The sequence below is a fragment of the Bacillus sp. ISL-18 genome, from assembly GCF_018613415.1.
Taxonomy (GTDB): Bacteria; Bacillota; Bacilli; order Bacillales; family Cytobacillaceae; genus Neobacillus.
Window position 1 is genome coordinate 98952 of the sequence record NZ_JAGGQG010000013.1, and the last position, 21221, is coordinate 120172.

Here is a 21221-nt window from a genome sequence, read left to right on the forward strand (position 1 = left end):
GGCTATTCATTAAAAGGAGCTATCGTATATGATAAAACTCGATTTACCTATTCAAAAGAACCCCCTCCAAACAAGACGAGATTTTATTGATGCCGTTAATCAAGTGATAAATCCATTAAAGCCCTACTACAGCAAGGGAAGAGCTCTTTTGGAAATTGGAAGTACAGGTGCCGGGTACTCTGATTCAATCGCAGGAATGGAAGGCTTCTCAAGGATGCTATGGGGACTTGTTCCATTACTGGCTGGGGGAGAGGAGTTGGAACTATGGGATGACTGTCTGCAGGGAATCAAGAATGGTACAAATCCTTCTCATGAGGAATATTGGGGGAAAATTACCGATTTTCATCAAAAGGCCGTCGAAATGGCAGCATTTGGCTACGCCCTTGCACTAACACCCGAAAAGGTCTGGGAACCGCTAAGTAAACATGAAAAAGCAAATCTATTTAACTGGCTCAATCAAATTAATCAAGTTAAAGTATATGATTGTAACTGGCTGTTTTTTCCTGTGCTAGTGAACCTTGGTTTTAAAAGAGTGGGATTGCCTTATGATCAGGAAAAGGTAAAGGAAAACCTTGACCGAATTGATCAATTTTATTTAGGAGAAGGATGGTATGCGGACGGAAAGGATGCGCATTGTGACTATTACGGGCCATTTGCGATCCATTTTTACAGTCTTCTATATTCAGCTCTGATGAGTGAAGAGGATCCAATAAGGGCACAGAAGTATAAAAGCAGAGCGGAGGCCTATGCAAAGGATTTTATCTATTGGTTTGCGGGTGATGGTTCGGCCCTTCCATATGGAAGAAGCTTAACCTATCGTTTTGCCCAATCCGCCTTTTGGAGTGCACTCGTCTATGCCGGGGCGGAGCCGTTTCCCCAAGGAGTAATGAAGGGACTGATTCTAAGGAACCTTCGTTGGTGGTTCAGTCAGCCTATTTTTGATTCTAATGGTTTGTTGACAATTGGCTATTGCTATCCCAATTTGCTTATGGCGGAAAATTACAATTCACCCGGCTCACCGTATTGGGCCTTGAAGACCTTTTTACCTATAGCGTTGCCAGAGAGTCATCCTTTTTGGCAGGCAGAAGAAATGCCGCTTCCAGTTTTAAAAACGAAAGTGGTGCAGCCAGCACCACGCTTTATATTGTGCAGACAGGATGAAAAAGATCATCTAGTTGCGTTTAACGCGGGATATCAGCATACGAATGACCACTCCCACACTGCTGCTAAATACGAGAAGTTTGTTTACTCAAATGTATTTGGCTTTAGTGTTTCAAAAGCAGAGTGGGGACTTGGGCAGAGTGCATTTGATTCAATGCTGGCTGTAAGCGAGGGTGATAATCTCTATAGAGGTAAAAGAAAGTGTGAAGAATATACCATTGATGAAAACGTGATTTATACAAAATGGAAGCCGTGGAAGGATGTTGTGATCCGAACCTGGATTGTGGCAGGGGCACCGTGGCACATCCGCATCCATTGTATTGAGACAAGTAGAGGCCTCGATGTTGCGGACGGGGGATTCGCCCTAGGCCTAGAACATAACTCATTTATAGATCAAAAAATGGAAGTATTGGCGAATAATCAAGAAAGCTTGGCCATATTAACGTGGGGAGCAAGCGGCATCAAAAGTATCTTTGGAAACGGGCAGGCGGAGGTGGTCTATCCAAATGCAAATACGAATTTGATGAATGCCCGGACAATCATTCCGTCAGTAAAGACAAGCTTTAAGCCAGGTACGCACTGTCTGGTAAATGCTGTGTTTGGGGAACCGGACGGTGAAAACGCTATTAATCTATGGGGCAATGTACCACATGTTGTGGTTACGGATGGAGAAATTATTATTGGAGAGGGACTTGAGAAAATTACTATTCCAATAGGTAAGGAAGATTAGCAAAAAAGAGCCTAGGTATACAGGCTCTTTTCTTGTGTAAAAAAGCTTTGGCGATCTAGGATTTAAGTTCGAGGTAGAGGGGCTGTAATCTAAAGTACTCTAGGAAGGGTTGACCACTTTAAGAAAAACAAGTAAAATACAAGTAAAATGTTTTACTTTAATACATGGGACATACCATTGATAAATAAGTGAAATTAATACTTTTAAAATTTTATGTAAACGATAACAGAAGTGGAGGTGAATAGAATGGCGACAATAAAAGATATTGCCGAAGAGTCCGGTTTTTCAATCTCGACGGTATCACGTGTCTTAAATAATGATCAAAGCCTTTCTGTTCCGGATGAAACAAGGGAAAAAATATATGAAATTGCAGAAAAACTAAATTATCGTAAAAAAACTGTAAGGCTCCTAGTAAAGAATATTGCCTTTTTGTATTGGTTAACAGATATTGAAGAATTAGAAGATGTCTATTTTAAGACGATGAGGATTGAGATTGAAAAGTGGGCAAGTAAATATAACATCGAGCTAACCACTTATAAAATAAGCGACGGAATTGAGAAAATCCCTGATACAATTGAAGGCTTTATCGCCGTAGGGATGTTTTCCGACAAAGAGTTAGCATACTTGAGGAAGATTACGACAAAGGGTGTTTTCCTCGATACAACACCAGACCCGAATCATTATGATTCCGTTCGGCCTGATTTAGTGCAAATGACAAGAAGAACGGTGGACTTTTTAATCGAAAAGGGCCATTCCGATATTGGTCTAATTGGCGGTACCTATCATAACCCCAATACAGATCAAGATGAAATGGATATTCGTGAACAGACGTTTCGTTCGTATATGGCGGAGAAGGGGTTATTAAAGGAGCAATTTATATTTTGTCAAAGAGGATTTTCTGTAGAAACGGGCTATCGGATGATGACGGACGCCATAAAAAAACTCGGGGATGGATTACCAACCGCCTTCTTCATTGCAGCAGACCCGATTGCTGTTGGCTGTCTGCAAGCATTAAATGAAAATGGAATCGCCATTCCCAATCGTGTAAGCATTATAAGTATTAACAATATTAGTGTAGCAAAATATGTATCACCGCCATTGACGACCTTTCATATTGATTTGAAGGAAATATGTAAAAACGCTATCGAATTGCTTCTGGAGCAAGTCCTGGAAAAACGTAAAATCGTAAAAACTTTATATTTAGGATCGGAGTTAATAGTTAGAAAGAGTACCAATTAGAGGGCAGTAAAACTACTGCCTTCTTTTTATATTATTTTCGTAAAATATTTCACTGAATTTAGTAAAAAAGTTGTTTACACATTTCCTTGGGGGTGATATATTAATTATTGTAAAACGCTTTCACTTAAATGACTTGAAAGGACGAATAGATATGAAAAATTTTAAGAAATACGCTGGAATTGTTAGCGGACTTGCATTGAGTTTCTCTTTAGTTGCTTGTGGACCACAGGATAGCAGTAAGTCAAGCTCCGATACTTCTAAGAGTGACAATAAAAGCAAGCAGCTCTTAGTGTGGGAGGATCAACAGAAGGCAGATGGTATCAAAGATGCTGTTGCTCAATTTGAAAAAGATCATAACGTAAAAATTAAAGTCGTTGAAAAGCCGTATGCGAAACAAATTGAAGGGCTGCGTTTAGATGGTCCGGCCGGGACTGGCCCTGATGTATTAACCATGCCTGGTGATCAAATTGGCACAGCTGTAACAGAAGGATTGATTAAAGAATTAAACGTAGGTGACGATGTTCAATCGATCTATACTGATGTCGCAATGCAATCACAAAAAGTGGAAGGTAAGGTTTACGGCCTTCCAAAAGCTGTCGAAACAACGATGCTTTACTATAATAAAGACCTAATTTCAGAAAAAGATCTGCCAAAAACACTTAATGAATGGTACGAGTATGATAAGAAAGTAACGAAAGGCGGCAATTATGGATTCTTAGCCCTATTTGACCAAATTTATTATGCTCAAAGTGTGATGAGTGGTTATGGCGGCTATATTTTTAATAAAGATGATAAAGGAAATTATGACCCGGCTAACATTGGCATTAATAACGCAGGTGCTGTACAGGGTGCAGAAATTATTCAAAAGTTCTATAAGGAAAAACTATTCCCTGCCGGTATTATCGGAGCGCAAGGTATTAATGTATTAGAATCATTATTTACATCTGGAAAAGCCGCGGCAATCATTTCTGGTCCTTGGAATATCGAACCATTCACTAAAGCGGGCGTGAATTATGGTGTAGCGAAACTTCCTGAGCTAGATAATGGTAAAAATATGAGCGCATTTGTTGGTGTGAAAAGCTATAACGTTAGTGCTTATTCGAAAAATGCTGACCTGGCCCAACAGCTGGTTGAATTCTTAGCTAACAAGGATAATTCGAAGAAACGTTTCGAAATTACAAAAGAAGTTCCTGCTGTTAAAGATTTAGCTAATGACCCAGTAGTAACGGGGAGTGATGCAGCAAAAGCAGTAGCTGAGCAATCTCAATTCTCAGAATTAACACCAAATATTCCTGAGATGAACGAAGTTTGGACTCCTGCTGATGCAGCATTACAAACCATTGCAACTGGAAAGGCACAGCCGAAGGCAGCTTTAAATCAAGCAGCTGAAACGATTAAAGGACAAATTAAAGCAAAACACAGCAAATAATTAGGTATAAGGATGGTGTCAAACGCCTAATGATGTTTGACACCATTTGTTTTCTAAATACCGCATCAATAAGAGGTGAAAAACTATGCAGCATCGTAAAACAGCCTTAGTGCTTTCTGTCATTCCCGGCCTTGGCCAACTGTACAATAAGCAATGGGTTAAAGGGTTATTGTTCCTGATCTTAGGGGTATCGTTCATTGCGGTGTTTAAAGACCTATTAAATATGGGTTTTTGGGGTTTATTGACACTGGGGACGGAAGTGCCGCGTGATAACTCCATTTTCCTGTTAGCTGAAGGGATTATTGCCCTTATTGTGACAGCATTCGGACTTGCCGTTTATTACGCAAATTTCCGAGATGCCTATAAAAATGGCAAAATGCGTGACGAAAATATGGAACCAACTTCTCTTAGAGAAGATTACCATAATTTAATTTCACAGGGTTATCCATATGTCATTAGTGGACCATCACTGTTTATTTTAATCTTCGCAGTTGTCTTTCCGATTTTATTCAGTTTTGCTCTAGCTTTTACGAATTATGATTTATATCATTCACCGCCTGCGCACTTAGCGGATTGGGTTGGTTTAAACACGTTTAAGCAAATATTTACCGTAGATATTTGGCGTTCCACATTTTTTGATGTTTTAAGCTGGACCGTCATCTGGACACTCGTTGCTTCAACTGTTCAAGTAGCTCTTGGTATTTTCTTGGCAGTCCTAGTGAATCAAAAGGACCTTAAATTTAAAAGATTTTATCGTACGATCTTAGTTTTACCATGGGCAGTACCAGGGTTTGTTACAATTTTGATTTTTGCTGGTCTGTTTAACGACAGCTTCGGGGCAATCAATAACACGATTTTAGCAGCGTTTGGAATCGATCCTATTCCTTGGATGACTAATGCGGCCTGGTCTAAATTAGCGCTTATTCTGATGCAGGGCTGGCTTGGATTCCCGTATATTTTTATCGTGACGACAGGCGTTCTTCAGTCGATTCCTGATGATCTTTATGAAGCAGCCACAATTGATGGAGCTTCCATCTTTGCGAAATTTAGACATATCACTATGCCAATGATTCTCCTTGCAATGGCACCAATTATTATTACTCAATATACGTTTAACTTTAATAACTTCAACATTATTTATCTGTTTAATGGCGGCGGACCAGCTGTTCCGGGTTCAAATGCCGGCGGAACCGATATATTAGTATCTTGGATTTACAAATTGACCATGCAATCAAGTCAATACTCACTTGCAGCAGCCTTAACCATTTTATTATCTGTATTTGTCATTGCGATTGCTTTATGGCAGTTCAGAAGAACAAATTCATTTAAGGAGGGGGCTTAATAATGCTGACAGGAATGAAGAGCAATCGATTCTTTCGTCTCCTTAGTTCACATGTCATCTTAATTCTAATGGCGGTAATTATTATTTACCCCTTACTTTGGACAGTGGGAGCAAGTTTTAATCCCGGTAACAGTTTAGTTAGTAATTCAATTATCCCTAAAAATCCAACCTTGGATCATTACAAAGAGTTGTTCGCTGGAAAAGAAAGTCTGCAATATGGACGCTGGTATTTGAACTCTCTTAAAATTAGTATTTTTACAATGATTGGGTCGGTTATAAGTGTTTCTTTTACGGCTTATGCCTTTTCGCGTTTTCGCTTTAAAGGAAGAAAGAATGCTCTAACCTTGTTTTTACTGCTACAGATGATTCCGCAATTTTCGGCGTTAATTGCTCTGTTCGTGTTAGCACAGCTTCTTGGTATGATGAACAGCCACTGGCTGCTAATCCTCCTGTATATTGGCGGTACGATTCCAATGAATACCTATTTGATGAAAGGGTATATGGATTCCATTCCGATGGATCTAGATGAAAGTGCCAAAATCGATGGTGCAAGCAATACAAGAATCTTCTTGCAAATTATCATGCCACTATCAAGACCAATGCTAGCGGTCGTTGCGATGAATGGATTTACGGGACCACTTGGGGATTTCGTTATGTCATCAACCATCTTGAGAACACCTGAATCCTACACATTGCCAATTGGACTATACAATTTAGTCAATGAAGTAATGGGGGCAAGTTACACAACCTTTGCTGCAGGGGCTATTCTCATCAGTATACCAATTGCTGTCGCCTTCCTGTTATTGCAAAAGCACTTTGTTTCAGGCCTAACGGCTGGTGGAACAAAAGGTTAATGGAACAACATGAATTGATAAATGGTAGAGGGAGATTATTATGACAAAACATGAAAAGACCTATACAACGAAAGCGAACTTCATGCTTCATGGGGGAGACTATAACCCGGATCAATGGTTAGATCGGCCTGATATTTTAGCAGACGATATCAAATTAATGCAGCTTGCACATACAAATACGTTCTCTGTTGGCATCTTTGCTTGGGCAGCGCTGGAGCCGGAAGAGGGAGTTTTCAACTTTGAATGGTTAGATGAGATTTTCAACAATATTCATGGTATTGGAGGAAGGGTTATTTTAGCTACTCCAAGCGGGGCACGACCTGCATGGATGTCGCAAAAATATCCAGAAGTTCTGCGTGTAAATGGTGCGCGGGTAAAGCAATTGCATGGCGGAAGACATAATCATTGCTTTACTTCAGAAGTTTATCGTGAAAAAACTCAGAAGATCAATCGATTGCTTGCAGAACGATACGGAAAACACCCTGCTTTATTAATGTGGCATATTTCCAACGAGTACGGCGGTGAATGCCATTGTGAAAAATGCCAGCATGCTTTTAGAAACTGGCTTAAAGAACAATACAATAACGATCTTAAAGCACTGAATGATGCTTGGTGGGGTCCGTTTTGGAGTCATACCTTTACAGCTTGGTCACAAATTGAATCGCCATCACCAATCGGAGAAAATATGGTTCATGGCCTAAACCTTGATTGGCGCAGGTTCGTTACTGATCAAACAATTTTATTCTTTGAAAATGAGATTGTTCCAATAAAAGAATTGACACCAGATATTCCGATTACCACAAACTTTATGGCAGATACGCATGAACTTATTCCATTCCAGGCTTTGGACTATAGCAAGTTTGCGAAACATCTCGATGTAATTAGCTGGGATGCCTACCCTGCATGGCACAATGACTGGGAGAGCACCGCTGATTTAGCGATGAAGGTTGGCTTTATCGATGACCTATACCGCAGTTTAAAACAACAGCCATTTTTATTAATGGAATCTACCCCAAGCGCTGTCAATTGGCATAATGTCAATAAAGCAAAACGCCCAGGTATGCACCTGCTTGCGTCAATGCAAATGGTGGCTCATGGATCTGATAGCGTGATGTATTTCCAATGGCGGAAATCGCGTGGATCGTCGGAAAAGTTCCATGGTGCGGTTGTCGACCATGACAATAGTTCGGAAAACCGTGTGTTTAAAGAAGTAGCGCGGGTTGGTCAAACGTTAGAAAAGCTGTCTGATGTAGTTGGAACCAATCGCCCGGCAGATGTAGCGATTTTGTATGATTGGGAAAGCAACTGGGCTTTAAATGATGCCCAAGGGTTTGGATTGGAGACCAAGCGTTATCCACAAACATTACAGCAACATTACAAGACCTTCTGGGAAACGGATATCCCTGTTGATGTGATTACGAAAGAACAAGATTTTTCTTCCTATAAACTATTGATTGTTCCGATGCTTTATTTAGTAAGTGAAGAAACCATTGCCCGATTAAAGACATTTGTTGCAAATGGCGGCAGATTAGTCATGACCTATATCAGCGGACTTGTTAATGAACATGATCTAACGTATTTGGGCGGCTGGCACAAAGACTTGCAAGAGATGTTTGGGATGAAGCCGGTTGAAACCGATACATTATATACAAATGATAAAAACTATGTAAGCTATCACAATCAATCCTTTGAACTGAAGGACTATGCTACTGTTATTGAGCTAGCTGCTGCAAAGACAGAGGGTCAATACGAACAAGACTTTTATGCCAATACTCCAGCGGTAACGAGCCATGAATATGAAAAAGGAAAAACCTACTATATTGGCGGACGGTTAGAAGATGCCTTCCATCGTGAATTTTACCAGGAAGTAATCAATGAATTAGCACTTCAGCCAGTTGTTTCTGTAAAACATGAAAATGGTGTTTCGGTACAAGTTAGACAAGCGCCTGAACAGGATTATATCTTTATCATGAACTTTACCGAAGAAAAGCAGCCGATCGTCATTAAGGATCATCTAAAAGATTTAGTTACCGGTGCTGAGCTGACAGGTGAGTTTACATTGGAAAAATATGAGGTTCGTATTTTAGAAAAAGCTAGAAATCATAATAGATGATGAGCCGGGTTCTTCCCGCTCAGATTTATCCTAACTGTAGAAAACATCCATTCTAATCGTGTGAGTGGATGTCTTTTCTATAGTTTGATAGTTTTATAATTTATTGGAACCGCTTCCTTGGTGGTTTAGCGATAATGCTGCTATTTTCATAAAAACAAATGAGAGGGTGGAAGAATTTGAGAAGAACAGTCAAACCGCTTGCGATTCTATTAACTGTTGTGATGGTGTTTAGTACACTTCTGTTCAATAGTCACATTAGTTTTGCGGCAGATTCACAGACTCCAAACGTAAAGAATGGAGGATTTGAAAGCGATTTTTGGAGTGATGGTTCATGGAATATTGACACAACCAATTGGGAGAATTTCGATATTAGCCAATTTGCTTATTCGAATGACGCTTGGATGACGAAAGATGAAGGGGATCATGCATTTAAATATTGGATCAAAGATACTGCAACGGGGAATCCATCCTTTACTGTACAACAAACGATTCCAAATCTTCCAGCCGGAAGCTATGAGTTATCGGTAAAATCGATGGGTGGAGCAGCTTCTGAAGCAGGGAGTATTAAACTTTTTGCTGGCACAAATACGATCAATTCTGTTGCGACAACAGGTTACAATAATTGGGGAAAAATTACCTTGAGATTCAATTTAAACGAAGACACGTCTAATTTAAAAATTGGCGCAGTGGTCTCCGGAGCACCAAAGGCATGGGGATATTTAGATAGCTTTAATTTAACCTCTCTCAATAGTGGGAATGTTCCCCAACCTGTTAATGCTGATATTTTTGTAAAAAAAGTAGATGGAATGAATAAGGATTTTATTAAAGGCGTGGACGTCTCTAGTGTTATTTCCTTAGAAGACAGCGGAGTTAAATTTTATAATACGGACGGAGAAGTGCAGGATATTTTTAAAACTTTGCACGATGCTGGAGTCAATTACATTCGGGTCCGTGTCTGGAATAATCCTTACGATTCACAAGGAAATGGCTATGGCGGCGGAAATAACGATTTAGCTAAGGCGGTTGAAATTGGAAAGCGAGCAACTGCTAACGGAATGAAACTGTTAGTAGACTTCCATTATTCCGATTTCTGGGCAGACCCAGCTAAACAGCAGGTACCAAAAGAATGGGCTAACTTAAATTTTGACGATAAGAAGACAGCTTTATATAACTATACTAAAAAAAGCCTGGAGACCATGAAGGCTGCGGGAATAAATATTGGTATGGTTCAAGTTGGCAATGAAACAAATGGAGGAGTTGCTGGTGAAAAGGATTGGACGAAAATTAGTGCTTTATTTAACGAAGGAAGTAAAGCGGTAAGAGCAGTTGATCCGAAAATCTTAGTGGCTGTTCATTTTACGAACCCTGAAACAGCAGGAAGATATGCTTCCTATGCTCAAACTCTTGCTGATAATAACGTAGATTATGATGTGTTTGCCAGCTCATATTATCCATTTTGGCATGGTACATTAAGTAATTTGACATCAGTTCTAAAGAATGTTGCTGATACGTATGGAAAAAAGGTGATGGTCGCTGAAACATCTTATACCTATACCGCAGCAGATGGAGATGGACATGGAAATACGGCACCAAAGGACGCTGGTCAAACGTTAAATTACCCAATTACTGTCCAAGGCCAAGCTGATTCTGTCAGGGATGTCATTCAAGCGGTTGCCAATATTGGTGAAGCTGGGATCGGTGTATTTTATTGGGAACCTGCGTGGATACCGGTCGGGACTCCACAGGAGTTAACACAAAATAAACAGCTTTGGGAACAATATGGATCCGGTTGGGCGGCTAGTTATTCTAAGGAATACGATCCAGCCGATGCTGGTGTTTGGTACGGCGGCAGTGCTGTTGACAATCAGGCTATGTTTGATTTTACTGGACATCCGCTTGCTTCTTTAAATGTCTTTAAATATGTTGATACAGGTGCGGTTGCTCCGTTAACTATTGACGAAATTAAGGATATTTCCGTTCGTGCTGTACAAGGCGACACAATCACTTTACCAAAAACCGTTGTGGTTACTTATAATGATGGAAGCACTGGGACGGTTTCCGTTACATGGGATCAAGACGCACTTACCACCGCTATCAAAAGTGGAACGGGAAATTATCTAATTAATGGGATCGCCGAAGGTGGAGCGGCGGTTAAGGCGCATCTTCAAATCAAAGCAGAAAACTTTGTATTGAACCCAAGTTTTGAAAATAGTAATCGAACGATGTGGAAAATTATTTATCAAAATGGAACAGCGACACACACTGATTATCAGCAAAAGGCTTCAGATGCCAAAACAGGCGATTATTCGTTGCACTTTTACTCAGCTGCTGGAGTTGATTTTAAAGTAGAACAGACGATTTCCGGCTTAAAGCCAGGGTATTATAATCTTTCTATGTTTCTACAAGGCGGAGACGCAGTAAATCCAGTAATGAATCTCTATGCCAAAACGGGCGGTAAAGAAATAAAAGCCGCTACAGGTGTAAACGGCTGGGTAAATTGGAGTAACCCTGAAATCCAAAATATACTTGTTACAGATGGAACCATAACAATTGGAGCAAGTATAAAAGCTAATGGCGGTGCATGGGGAAGTTTAGATGATTTCTATTTATATCGGTCAAATGATCAAGATACGCAGGCTCCTGTAACCAATGCGAATCTTTCAGGGCAAGCTGTTAATGGCTGGTATAATCAGAATGTGAATGTAAGTTTAACTGGTACTGATGATCAATCGGGACTGGCAGCAACAGAATATAAAGTTAATGATGGTAATTGGCAAACGTATAGCGGACCGTTTTATGTAACAACCGAAGGGGTAAATGTTATTCAATTCCGAAGTACAGACCAAGTGGGTAATGTCGAAAAGGCGCAATCTGTTACAGTGAAAATTGATAAAACCGCTCCGACATTGAATGTATCTTTTAACCCTAGTATTCTATTCGACCGAAACCATACGCTGATTCCCATTAAGGCATCGGTTGTTGGTGATGATGTTCAATCAGGGATTAACAGGATTGAATTAGTATCGATTAAAAGTAATCAATTAGATAATGGAATTGGCGATGGAAATACAGTCAATGATATTCAGGAGGCGGACTTTGGAACCTTTGATACTGATTTTCTGCTGAGAGCAGAGAGAAGTGGAAACGGTGACAGAGTTTATACGGTAACCTATAAGGTTTGGGATAATGCTGGAAATTCAGCCGCTCAATCCAATCTAATTATGGTAAAACATGATAATTCAAAAAAATAAGGTATTCTTCCGGTGAAAGACACCTTGTTTAAATAAATAAATAAAAAACGGCGCATGAAGGTGAATGGTTCATGCGCCGTTTTTTTAATTTTTAGTAATTTTTTAGTAAAAATATTGATTTATTTTACTTTGGTAAGTAAAATATAAGGTAAGACTCATAGTTAGTTTTAAAAAAATGAAAAGGATTACATGGATGGAGGAACGATAAAATGACAATCTCAACACTTGATTCTATATTTCAAACTATTTTTAATACGGCACCGGAAAAATCATTCTTTGCACCAGGGCGGATTAATTTAATTGGTGAGCATACCGACTATAATGGCGGACATGTTTTTCCATGTGCGATTACGTACGGGACCTATGCGGTTGCCAAAAAACGGGATGATCAGCTTGTTCGTTTGTATTCTGCAAACTTCCCAGACAAAGGTGTTATTGAATTTACGCTAGAACAACTCGAATACAATAAAGATCACAATTGGGCTAACTATCCTAAGGGAATGCTTCGCTACATTTCAGAGGCGGGATATCAAATTCCAACTGGCTTTGAGTGCGTGATAGAAGGAAATATCCCGAATGGTGCTGGTTTATCATCATCTGCGTCAATTGAGTTGTTAACAGGAGTTCTTGTCGCAGGACTGTTTGGTTTAGAGATTCCTCGTCTTGAACTAATTAAAATTGGCAAGCAGGTTGAAAATCAATTTATTGGTGTTAATAGTGGAATTATGGACCAGTTCGCAATTGGTATGGGCAAGAAAGATGCAGGAATTTTACTTGATTGCCAGACCTTGAAATACGAATACGCACCAATTCAGTTAGAAAATCACAAAATTATCATTATGAATACCAACAAGCGCCGCGAGTTAGCAGACTCAAAATACAATGAACGCCGAGGCGAATGTGAAGAAGCGTTAAAACAGTTGCAGCAAAAGCTTCCAATCGAAGCGCTTGGACAGCTTTCCGAAGCGGAATTTGATGAAAACAAGTTTTTAATTACTAATGAAATTGTTCGGAAACGGGCAAAGCATGCAGTCTATGAAAATATTAGAACCTTGCGTGCGCTCGAAGAACTTAAGGTTGGAAACTTAGAGACTTTCGGCCAATTGATTAACCAATCACATATCTCGCTGAGAGACGATTATGAAGTGACAGGGATTGAACTTGACAGTTTAGTAGAAGCAACATGGAAACAACCGGGTGTCCTTGGGGCACGGATGACAGGAGCTGGCTTTGGCGGCTGTGCGATTGCTATTGTGGAAAATGATCAGGTAGAAAGCTTTATTGCAAATGTAGGAGCGGCATATGCTGACAAGATTGGATATGAAGCAGATTTTTATGTAGCCAGCATTGGTGATGGAGCAAAAGAATTATAATCGAAAATGCTTGAACGAACAGGAGCATCAACCAAAAGTTATCAATTTTAGGTGGCGATCAATTATGATTTTTCAATTAGTCCAGCAATTAGTTGAACAGGCGCTTGCTACTCAATTAATTGAGCGTGAAGATGAAATATATGCAAGAAACCAAGTACTCGCACTGCTGCAATTAGAGGAGTATAAGGAAGTTGAACTGGAGGAAAGCATTCCGGAGATTCCTGACTTACTTGAAAAGATCGTTGATTATGCAGTGGAGCAAGGAATCATCGAAGATATCTTTGATCGTAAGGATATTTTTTCAAGTAACATTATGAATTGCTTTATTGCCCGGCCATCGAGTCTGAACACTCAGTTTTATGAAAAGTATCAAGAAAATCCCAAGCAGGCGACGGAGTACTTTTATGAATTAAGTAAAAATAGTAACTACATCCAGATGAAGCGAATCCGTCAAAATATTGAATACAAGGCTAAGACAGAATATGGTGAGTTAGACATTACCATTAATCTATCAAAGCCCGAGAAGGATCCAAAAAGTATTGCGGCCGAGAAGCTGGCGAAAAAGTCCAGCTATCCTAAATGTTTGCTTTGTATCGAAAATGAAGGGTATGCTGGAAGAATCGGCCACCCTGCTCGTTCGAACCATCGGATGATTCGAGTGAATTTAACTGATGAGAATTGGTATTTACAATACTCTCCTTATGTTTATTATAACGAGCATTGCATTGTGTTAGCGGAAAACCATACGGACATGAAGATCAGTCCTCTCACGTTTAAACGGCTTTTGGAGTTTGTTGAGCAATTCCCTCATTATTTCTTAGGTTCCAATGCGGATATTCCGATTGTGGGGGGCTCTATTTTATCTCATGAGCATTATCAAGGCGGAAACTATCAATTTGCGATGGCCAAGGCAGGTATTGATTGGAGATTTACCATCGACGGATTTCCGAATGTGGAAGGCTCGATTGTTAAATGGCCAATGTCGGTGATCCGTTTGCGGTCAGCAGATACCGGTTCACTGGTAGATGCAGGAGCCCATATTTTAGAAAAATGGAAAGGCTACAGTGACGAAGCCCTTGATATTTTAGCCTGGACGGATGAAACACCGCATAATACAATAACCCCAATCGCCCGTAAAAATGGTGATTTGTTTGAGCTAGATTTGGTTCTCCGTAATAACCGGACGAGTGACGAACATCCACTAGGCATTTTCCATCCGCATGCAGATGTTCATCATATCAAGAAGGAAAACATTGGGCTGATTGAGGTAATGGGATTGGCTGTCCTCCCTGCGCGCCTTAAGGGAGAACTGGAAAAGGTAGAAAACTTCCTGCTAGGTAAAACGGATACGGTGGCTGACTATCATCGTGATTGGGCAATTGAATTAAAGAACCGTTATGGAACGTCTGTAGACGAAACCGATGTGGAAACACTGGTAAGAGAAGAAACAGGCAAAAAGTTTTTACGAGTATTAGAAGATGCTGGTGTGTTTAAGCGGAATGTAGAGGGAGAGGCAGGATTCCGCCGCTTTATCGATACATTATAATAATCTCTATTTTGAAAAAAAGGAAGTGGAATAGCAATGAAATTGAGTGAGCAGCTTTTTGGCAATTATGATGGAGCGGATGTGGTCGAGTACACATTAAGCAATGATTCTGGCATGACCGTAGCTTGTTTAAATTATGGCTGTGTGATTACGAAAATCCTCGTTCCTGACCGGAATGGAAAGGTAGAAAATGTAGTCCTTGGTTTTGATACCTTTGAAGATTATCCAAAATGGTCACCGTTTTTCGGTGCTGTTTGCGGACGTGTGGCGGGAAGAATTAAAGGTGCAAGCTTTGAACTGGATGGAAACGAATATACGCTTGAGCAAAATGATGGTCTGAATCACCTGCATGGCGGTGTAAAAGGATTTGACTCGGCCATTTGGAAAACGGAAAAAATTGAAGCCGATGGCGCTGTTGGTTTGGTATTCTTTTATACTAGTCCAGATGGAGAAGAAGGCTACCCAGGAAATCTAGAAACAAAAGTAACCTACTTGTTAACAAATGAGAATGAACTGAAAGTAAGTTATGAAGCAAGAACAGACAAAAAAACCTTAGTCAACTTAACGAATCATTCCTATTTTAACTTAAGCGGAAATAATAAGCGGAATTGTTCGGAACACGTACTCCAATTGGCTAGTGACCGATACGTAGAATTGGCTCCGGATCTTATGCCCACAGGGGAGATGCCGTTGTCAGTGAATACACCGTTTGATTTTACTAACGGAAGAAAATTAAAGGATGGCATCGAGTCTTCTTTTCCACAAAATGTCTTGGTTGGAAAAGGGTACGACCACCCGCTTCTTTTCTCAAAAGAAGGGGAAAATCAGATTGTCCTAAGTGAGGAAGAGAGCGGACGGGTTCTTGAGATTACGACCGACCAGCCTTGCGTTGTTCTGTATACGTCCAATATGTTAGATGGAGAGTTTGAGATTTCAGGTGTAAAGGCTGGAAACTATCTAGGTGTCTGCTTAGAGACTCAAGGGCTGCCAGATGCGATCCATCATTCGAACTTTCCATCCGTCACTTTAAATCCAGAGGATGTATACCGTGCGGCGACCACGTATCGTTTCTTCACCACGATGTTAGGTGATTGATTTATGGCTACGATAAAAGATATTGCCCAGTTAGCGGGTGTTTCGATCGCAACGGTTTCGCGTGTGCTGAATTATGATACAACACTTTCTGTCAGCGATGAAACAAAAAAGAAAATTTTTGAGGCAGCTGAGGAACTCTCTTATAAGAAGAAATCGGCTCGGAAACAGGACTCCGGTAAAATTGCTGTCCTTCAGTGGTATACCGAAAAGGAAGAACTTGAAGATCTTTATTATATGTCGATACGGTTGGGCGTTGAAAATCGCTGTCGTCATCATGGTCTCCAGCTTGTAAAGTATTTTCAGGATAACTATGAAGACTTAAAAGAAGATGATGGACTTCAAGGGCTGATCGCCATTGGTAAGTTTAGCCGTAAGCAAGTGAAAGAATTGCGGTCGATTACTAAGAATATTGTGTTTGTGGATACCTCACCGGATGAAGAACAGTATGATTCAATTGTCATCGACTTTGAGAAGGCAACGAAGAAGGTGCTTGATTACTTTATCGAAAAGGGCCATACACAAATTGGCTATATCGGCGGCAAAGAGGAATTTAAAGACAAGACTTCCACGATTGAAGATGCAAGAGAAGAAACCTTTAAACGTTTTTTAATGGAAAAAGGGATTTTTGATAAGAGCGTGATGTATAATGGCAAATTTTCAGCGGAAGATGGCCATGCTTTGATGAAACAGGCTATTCAGGAGCATGGTGACAACTTACCGACTGCCTTCTTCGCGGGGAATGACTCGATAGCAGTTGGTGCCTTAAGGGCGCTGCTCGAGGAAGGCATTGCTGTACCGGAACGGGTTAACCTTATTGGGGTTAATGACATCAGCATTTCAAAATATGTTTTTCCGACTTTGAGTACGGTCAAAGTTTATACGGAGCTGATGGGTGAGACAGCGGTCGATACGCTGCTAGAACGGATTGAAGGCAGAAAGACTGCCAAAAAAATTCTTATCGCTACCAAACTCATCATTCGCAACAGCAGCTTCTAACGAAGAATGAAATAGGGGGAACTGTCCATCCAAGATGGACAATTCCCCCTATTTGTCTTTTAATGGTGCCTGTCACCATTTGAACTGTTTACTTGGTGTTTACGTTGCTTTGGTTTGCCAGCCATTCCATGATGGTGGTTGTTTTTCCGTTGATCATGTCTGTTGGTGCATTATTGTATACATAAATCCAAGACCAGTGTCCATTGTATTCGTAGGGGGTACCATCCGCTTTGGTATATAAACCGGAGGTATCTAGTACCCTATCAAATAATGATAAATGGACATTTTTAGCACCTGCATCGACTAAGCGTTGATACGTAGGTTCAACATATTGAGATGTGATCACCACTGGGTCTGTTTTAGCGGCAATGAACCAGATTGGAAGGTCTTTCAATTTATTAATTTGTGTATCTGTTATTAACGTATCCTTTAATGCTTCACAAGTTGGAAATGCAGCGGCAAAATAGTTGGTATAGTCTCGAGCCATGAGCATGGTCATATACCCGCCGTTCGAGTCACCGCCGATGTAGATTCTGCTGGTATCAACGTCTTTGTGATTAGCCACATAATCCTTAATTAAAGACATTAAAGCATTCTCATATTTGGAGGTTCCATCTCCCCTACCGGTAAAACCGTCCATCCAAAAAGTTGGAGTTTGAGGGGCCAGAACGTAGGCACCATCAAAGAAGGATTGTATATCCTTTGAAGCAAAGTTGGCTGCTTTATTGGCGGAGATTGGAATCGTAGGGTCTGTACCTCCTTCACCAGCTCCATGCAGCCAGATAATTAATGGATTCTTATGATTGTCAGTGGCTGGGGAATAGTCCGCATAAGTTAAACTAACATTGTCATAGGTTCCCTTTCCTGTTGAAAAATCATCTACTAGTTCTCTTGTCTCCCCTGCGAATTGATCAATAACTAATCCTGAAATCGTTCCTGCACTTGTTTCAATATCTTTTTGCTGTGTGATGGTATATTTCATATCAATCCAATCATTAAATCCAGTAGTTGCCCAATCATAGTTAAGAGGTGAACCAAGAGATACATCAGGACCGATTTTCATTTCTAAGACTACATATTTTCCTGTTTGGACCACAGGGTTACCATCTTTATCTGCTACATATACTTTAGTGATTGTCCGGTCGCCTTCCTCAAGAAACGGTGTTTTTAACCGTTTATCGCTTCTCGCAACATGGACTTTAAAGGTATCTGCTGTGATAGAGTCTTTTGGGATCGGTTTCCCAACATTAACAATGACTTTCGTTGTTGCTGCGCCCCAATCTTCAATCTCTGTAACCGTTTGGTAAGATGTTGGCTGTGTATTGATTTGTTTCGCGAAAACGTTCGTATTAAATGATAATGTCATCACTGCCGCCATCGAGGCCAACATGGCTCTTTTTTTCACTTTTTTAAGCATTTGCCTTTACCTCCAGCATGTTATTTTAGGGATTTTCAAAAATTCTCTACCGATTGTATTTTGATAGTGTTGCTAATTGCACATCAGGCCCATTGTCATTGTCTATTTCGGCAATGATATCTTTGTCCACTTTAAAATCCATTGTCCCCCTGATATCGGAAGAAGAAGCTCCGATCTTGAATTTATAGGTTCCTTTTTCAACAATCCAAGAGGAGGTAGATTCATCAAAAGAAGCAATGTCCTTTGGATCGATAAAGAAGTTGAATGTCTCTTTTTGACCAGGCTTTAGCTCACGGGTTTTTCCGAAGGCTTTGAGCTCAATGGCTGGTTTTTCTAATTTTCCATCAGGCGCACTTACATAAACTTGCGGAGCCTCCTTCCCTGCAAATGAACCAGTGTTAGTAACCTTAAACGAGACTTTGATTTTATTAGATAAGTTGTCTTTGTTTAATCTAAAGTCACCATAATCAAAAGTGGTATAGGAGAGACCGTAGCCAAACTCGTAAGCAGGCTTAACATTAAAGGTAGAATAGTAACGGTAACCAACATAAATATCTTCTGTATATTTTACTAAGTTGGGATTGCCATCAGAGCTTGGGAAGTTCGCATAGCTTGGAGCATCCTCCAAACGAATTGGGAATGTCTCAGGAAGTTTACCAGATGGATAGGCTTTTCCAGAAAGAACATCTGTAAGGGAGTTTCCAGCTTCCATTCCTGGCTGCCAGGATAATAAGATGGAGTCTACGTCATTTCTCCAAGTTACCGTGTTAAATGGAGCACCAACATTTAAGACTACTACTACCTTTTTATTTACTGCATGGAAAGCAGTAGATACCTTTTTTATTAGTTCTAATTCTTTTGCAGTTGGTTCAAAGGTTGTAGCATTTCCATCTGCCCCCTCGCCAGAACCTCGAGCAATCACCACCACGCCAATATCTGAATTCTGAGCCATATAGGCTGCATCCTCAGCGGTAAGATTTTCATTAATTTCAGCACCACTAGCATTAGTAGTAACAGGTGTATATCCTGCGTTAGTTAGCCCATCTGGAAGCTGTACGGAATGTGTTGGAGTAACATAGGCACTGCCGGTACCCATTAGGAACATTTTTGTAGCGGCATTATCAGTTGTACAGGCAGATAAAGGAGTTCCAAAGCCGCAGCTAGGCATGGAATAGGAGTTACCTACTATACCAACCTTTTTCACTTTATCATTAAATGGAAGCGTTTTATTTTCATTTTTCAATAAGACCATTCCTTCTGGAGCAGCTTCTCGTGAGATCTGTGCATCAGAAGCGGCTAGATCGGGACTAACGCTTAGTTTCGAATTATCAACGGTACTTAACTTATTGAAAGTAGGGGATTTAACCACTAAGGCAAGAATATTTTCGATGGCGGTATCAAGTTTTTCCTCTGATAATGAACCGTCTAAAATCGCTGCTTTTACTGCCGCCTTACCCACAGCATTTAAACTTGGCATGGACAAGTCATTTCCACCATTCATCATAGCAATACCATTATTTTTAGATCCGCCCCAGTCTGTCATGACCATGCCATTAAAGCCCCAGTCACTTCTTAATACATCATTTAAGAGCCAGGAATTATGGGCAGAGAAAGGTCCATTAATAGAGTTATAGGAACTCATTACAGTCCATGGTTGAGCTTCTTTAACCACCCGTTCGAAACCTGATAGGTATATTTCTCTTAAGGCGCGTTCAGAAATAATTTCATTAACTGACTGTCTGTTGGTTTCCTGATTATTGGCGGCAAAATGCTTCATGCTGACACCAACGCCTTGATCCTGAACCCCTTTAGTAAACTGAGCTGCCATTTCACCGCTTAGAAGTGGATCCTCAGAGTAATATTCGAAGTTCCGTCCGCCGCGAGGATCCCTATGTATATTCAAGGCAGGTCCTAAAATCACATCCACACCATAATCAAGAGTTTCTTTTCCCATAGCTGCCGCCACATTATACATGAGGTCTTTATTGAAGCTTGAAGAGAGGGCTGTTGGAATAGGGAAACCTGTTGTAGATTTATTTGCAGTCGATCCAAAGCGAAGTCCAGCTGGGCCGTCTGCAAAGTTGAGCTTCGGAATGCCAAGCCGTGGAATGGCAAAAGTACCTCCTGCAGCCCCTGAAATGGAAGCTCCTGCTCCGCCAATTAAATCAATTTTTTCATCCAGTGTCATAGCTCTAATAACGGCTGGAATGGAAGCTTGGTCAACTAAAATGGGCGTTTGTCCCTCGGTTGGCCCAGTTTGAACATTACTGTTATCTGATGAAACAGCTGTAGTATTTACCTGTCCTGCCGGCTGTTCCTCAGCAAACGCACTTGTATAACCTGATGATAATAGCATAAGACTAAACATGGATGTACTTAGAACTTTGTAATAACCCTTCACACGTAACAACCCCTTTTTTATTTGAAAACCCTTACATTAAAAAGGTTAGCATGTTAGTTGTAATTCGATAATTACAAGAAGTAGCATTAACTTGCGATTTGCTAGATTAATTTGTTATTATCTGAAAATTCAAATAGAGATAGAGAAGACAAGGGTATTTATTCATATTCCTTAGACAATATCCGACATGACTTTAGTAACAGGAGTAGTAACCGCTAAAAAATTGGATGGATTTTAGTACTTTTTGTTTTTCTATTGTCTATCTATCAAAAAA

13 protein-coding genes and 1 pseudogene are annotated in these 21221 nt (G+C 40.3%); 12 read left to right on the forward strand and 2 right to left on the reverse strand.

Translation table 11 applies throughout. The features are described 5' to 3' along the window. Positions 1-28 precede the first annotated feature (28 nt). The 12 genes and pseudogenes from J7E81_RS20375 to J7E81_RS20425 all read left to right on the forward strand — a co-directional run bounded on the left by J7E81_RS20375 (position 29) and on the right by J7E81_RS20425 (position 17129). Positions 29-1891, forward strand: coding sequence for a DUF2264 domain-containing protein (locus J7E81_RS20375; RefSeq protein WP_215045283.1), 1863 nt, complete (start codon positions 29-31; stop codon positions 1889-1891). 246 nt (positions 1892-2137) lie between these two features. Next, complete coding sequence (locus J7E81_RS20380) at positions 2138-3130, forward strand: galactan degradation operon transcriptional regulator GanR (protein ID WP_215045284.1); 993 nt, start codon at positions 2138-2140, stop codon at positions 3128-3130. A gap of 151 nt (positions 3131-3281) precedes the next feature. Next, positions 3282-4559, forward strand: coding sequence for an arabinogalactan oligomer ABC transporter substrate-binding protein GanS (gene ganS, locus J7E81_RS20385; protein WP_215045285.1), 1278 nt, complete (start codon positions 3282-3284; stop codon positions 4557-4559). A gap of 85 nt (positions 4560-4644) precedes the next feature. Then, positions 4645-5901 (forward strand): galactooligosaccharide ABC transporter permease GanP, encoded by a 1257-nt coding sequence (ganP, locus tag J7E81_RS20390; RefSeq protein WP_215045286.1) that lies wholly within the window; start codon positions 4645-4647, stop codon positions 5899-5901. A 2-nt stretch (positions 5902-5903) separates the two neighbouring features. Further along, a complete protein-coding gene (ganQ, locus tag J7E81_RS20395; RefSeq protein WP_215045287.1) occupies positions 5904-6755 on the forward strand; it encodes a galactooligosaccharide ABC transporter permease GanQ in 852 nt (283 codons plus the stop codon). Positions 6756-6792: 37 nt separating this feature from the next. Further along, positions 6793-8868, forward strand: coding sequence for a beta-galactosidase GanA (locus J7E81_RS20400; RefSeq protein ID WP_215045330.1), 2076 nt, complete (start codon positions 6793-6795; stop codon positions 8866-8868). A gap of 779 nt (positions 8869-9647) precedes the next feature. After that, positions 9648-10808, forward strand: a pseudogene (ganB, locus tag J7E81_RS30630) (arabinogalactan endo-beta-1,4-galactanase); the annotation flags it as partial. A 30-nt stretch (positions 10809-10838) separates the two neighbouring features. After that, positions 10839-12119 (forward strand): Ig-like domain-containing protein, encoded by a 1281-nt coding sequence (locus tag J7E81_RS30635; protein WP_308162247.1) that lies wholly within the window; start codon positions 10839-10841, stop codon positions 12117-12119. Positions 12120-12328: 209 nt separating this feature from the next. Beyond that, positions 12329-13492 carry a galactokinase gene (locus J7E81_RS20410; protein ID WP_215045288.1) on the forward strand — a complete coding sequence of 388 codons (1164 nt, stop codon included), beginning with the start codon at positions 12329-12331 and terminating at the stop codon, positions 13490-13492. A 64-nt stretch (positions 13493-13556) separates the two neighbouring features. Next, the gene (gene galT / locus J7E81_RS20415) at positions 13557-15038 is read left to right on the forward strand and encodes a UDP-glucose--hexose-1-phosphate uridylyltransferase (protein ID WP_215045289.1); all 1482 of its coding nucleotides are present in this window, start codon (positions 13557-13559) and stop codon (positions 15036-15038) included. Between the two features lie 36 nt (positions 15039-15074). Next, on the forward strand, positions 15075-16133 hold the full coding sequence (locus J7E81_RS20420) for an aldose epimerase family protein (RefSeq protein WP_215045290.1): 1059 nt from the start codon (positions 15075-15077) through the stop codon (positions 16131-16133). 3 nt (positions 16134-16136) lie between these two features. Next, positions 16137-17129, forward strand: coding sequence for a LacI family DNA-binding transcriptional regulator (locus J7E81_RS20425; protein ID WP_215045291.1), 993 nt, complete (start codon positions 16137-16139; stop codon positions 17127-17129). Between the two features lie 88 nt (positions 17130-17217). On the opposite strand, the gene J7E81_RS20430 is transcribed toward J7E81_RS20425, so the two are convergent. After that, positions 17218-18546, reverse strand: a complete 1329-nt coding sequence (locus tag J7E81_RS20430) for a prolyl oligopeptidase family serine peptidase (RefSeq protein ID WP_215045292.1) — start codon at positions 18544-18546, stop codon at positions 17218-17220. A gap of 46 nt (positions 18547-18592) precedes the next feature. Beyond that, complete coding sequence (locus tag J7E81_RS20435; protein ID WP_215045293.1) at positions 18593-20947, reverse strand: glycoside hydrolase family 3 C-terminal domain-containing protein; 2355 nt, start codon at positions 20945-20947, stop codon at positions 18593-18595. Positions 20948-21221: the final 274 nt, after the last annotated feature.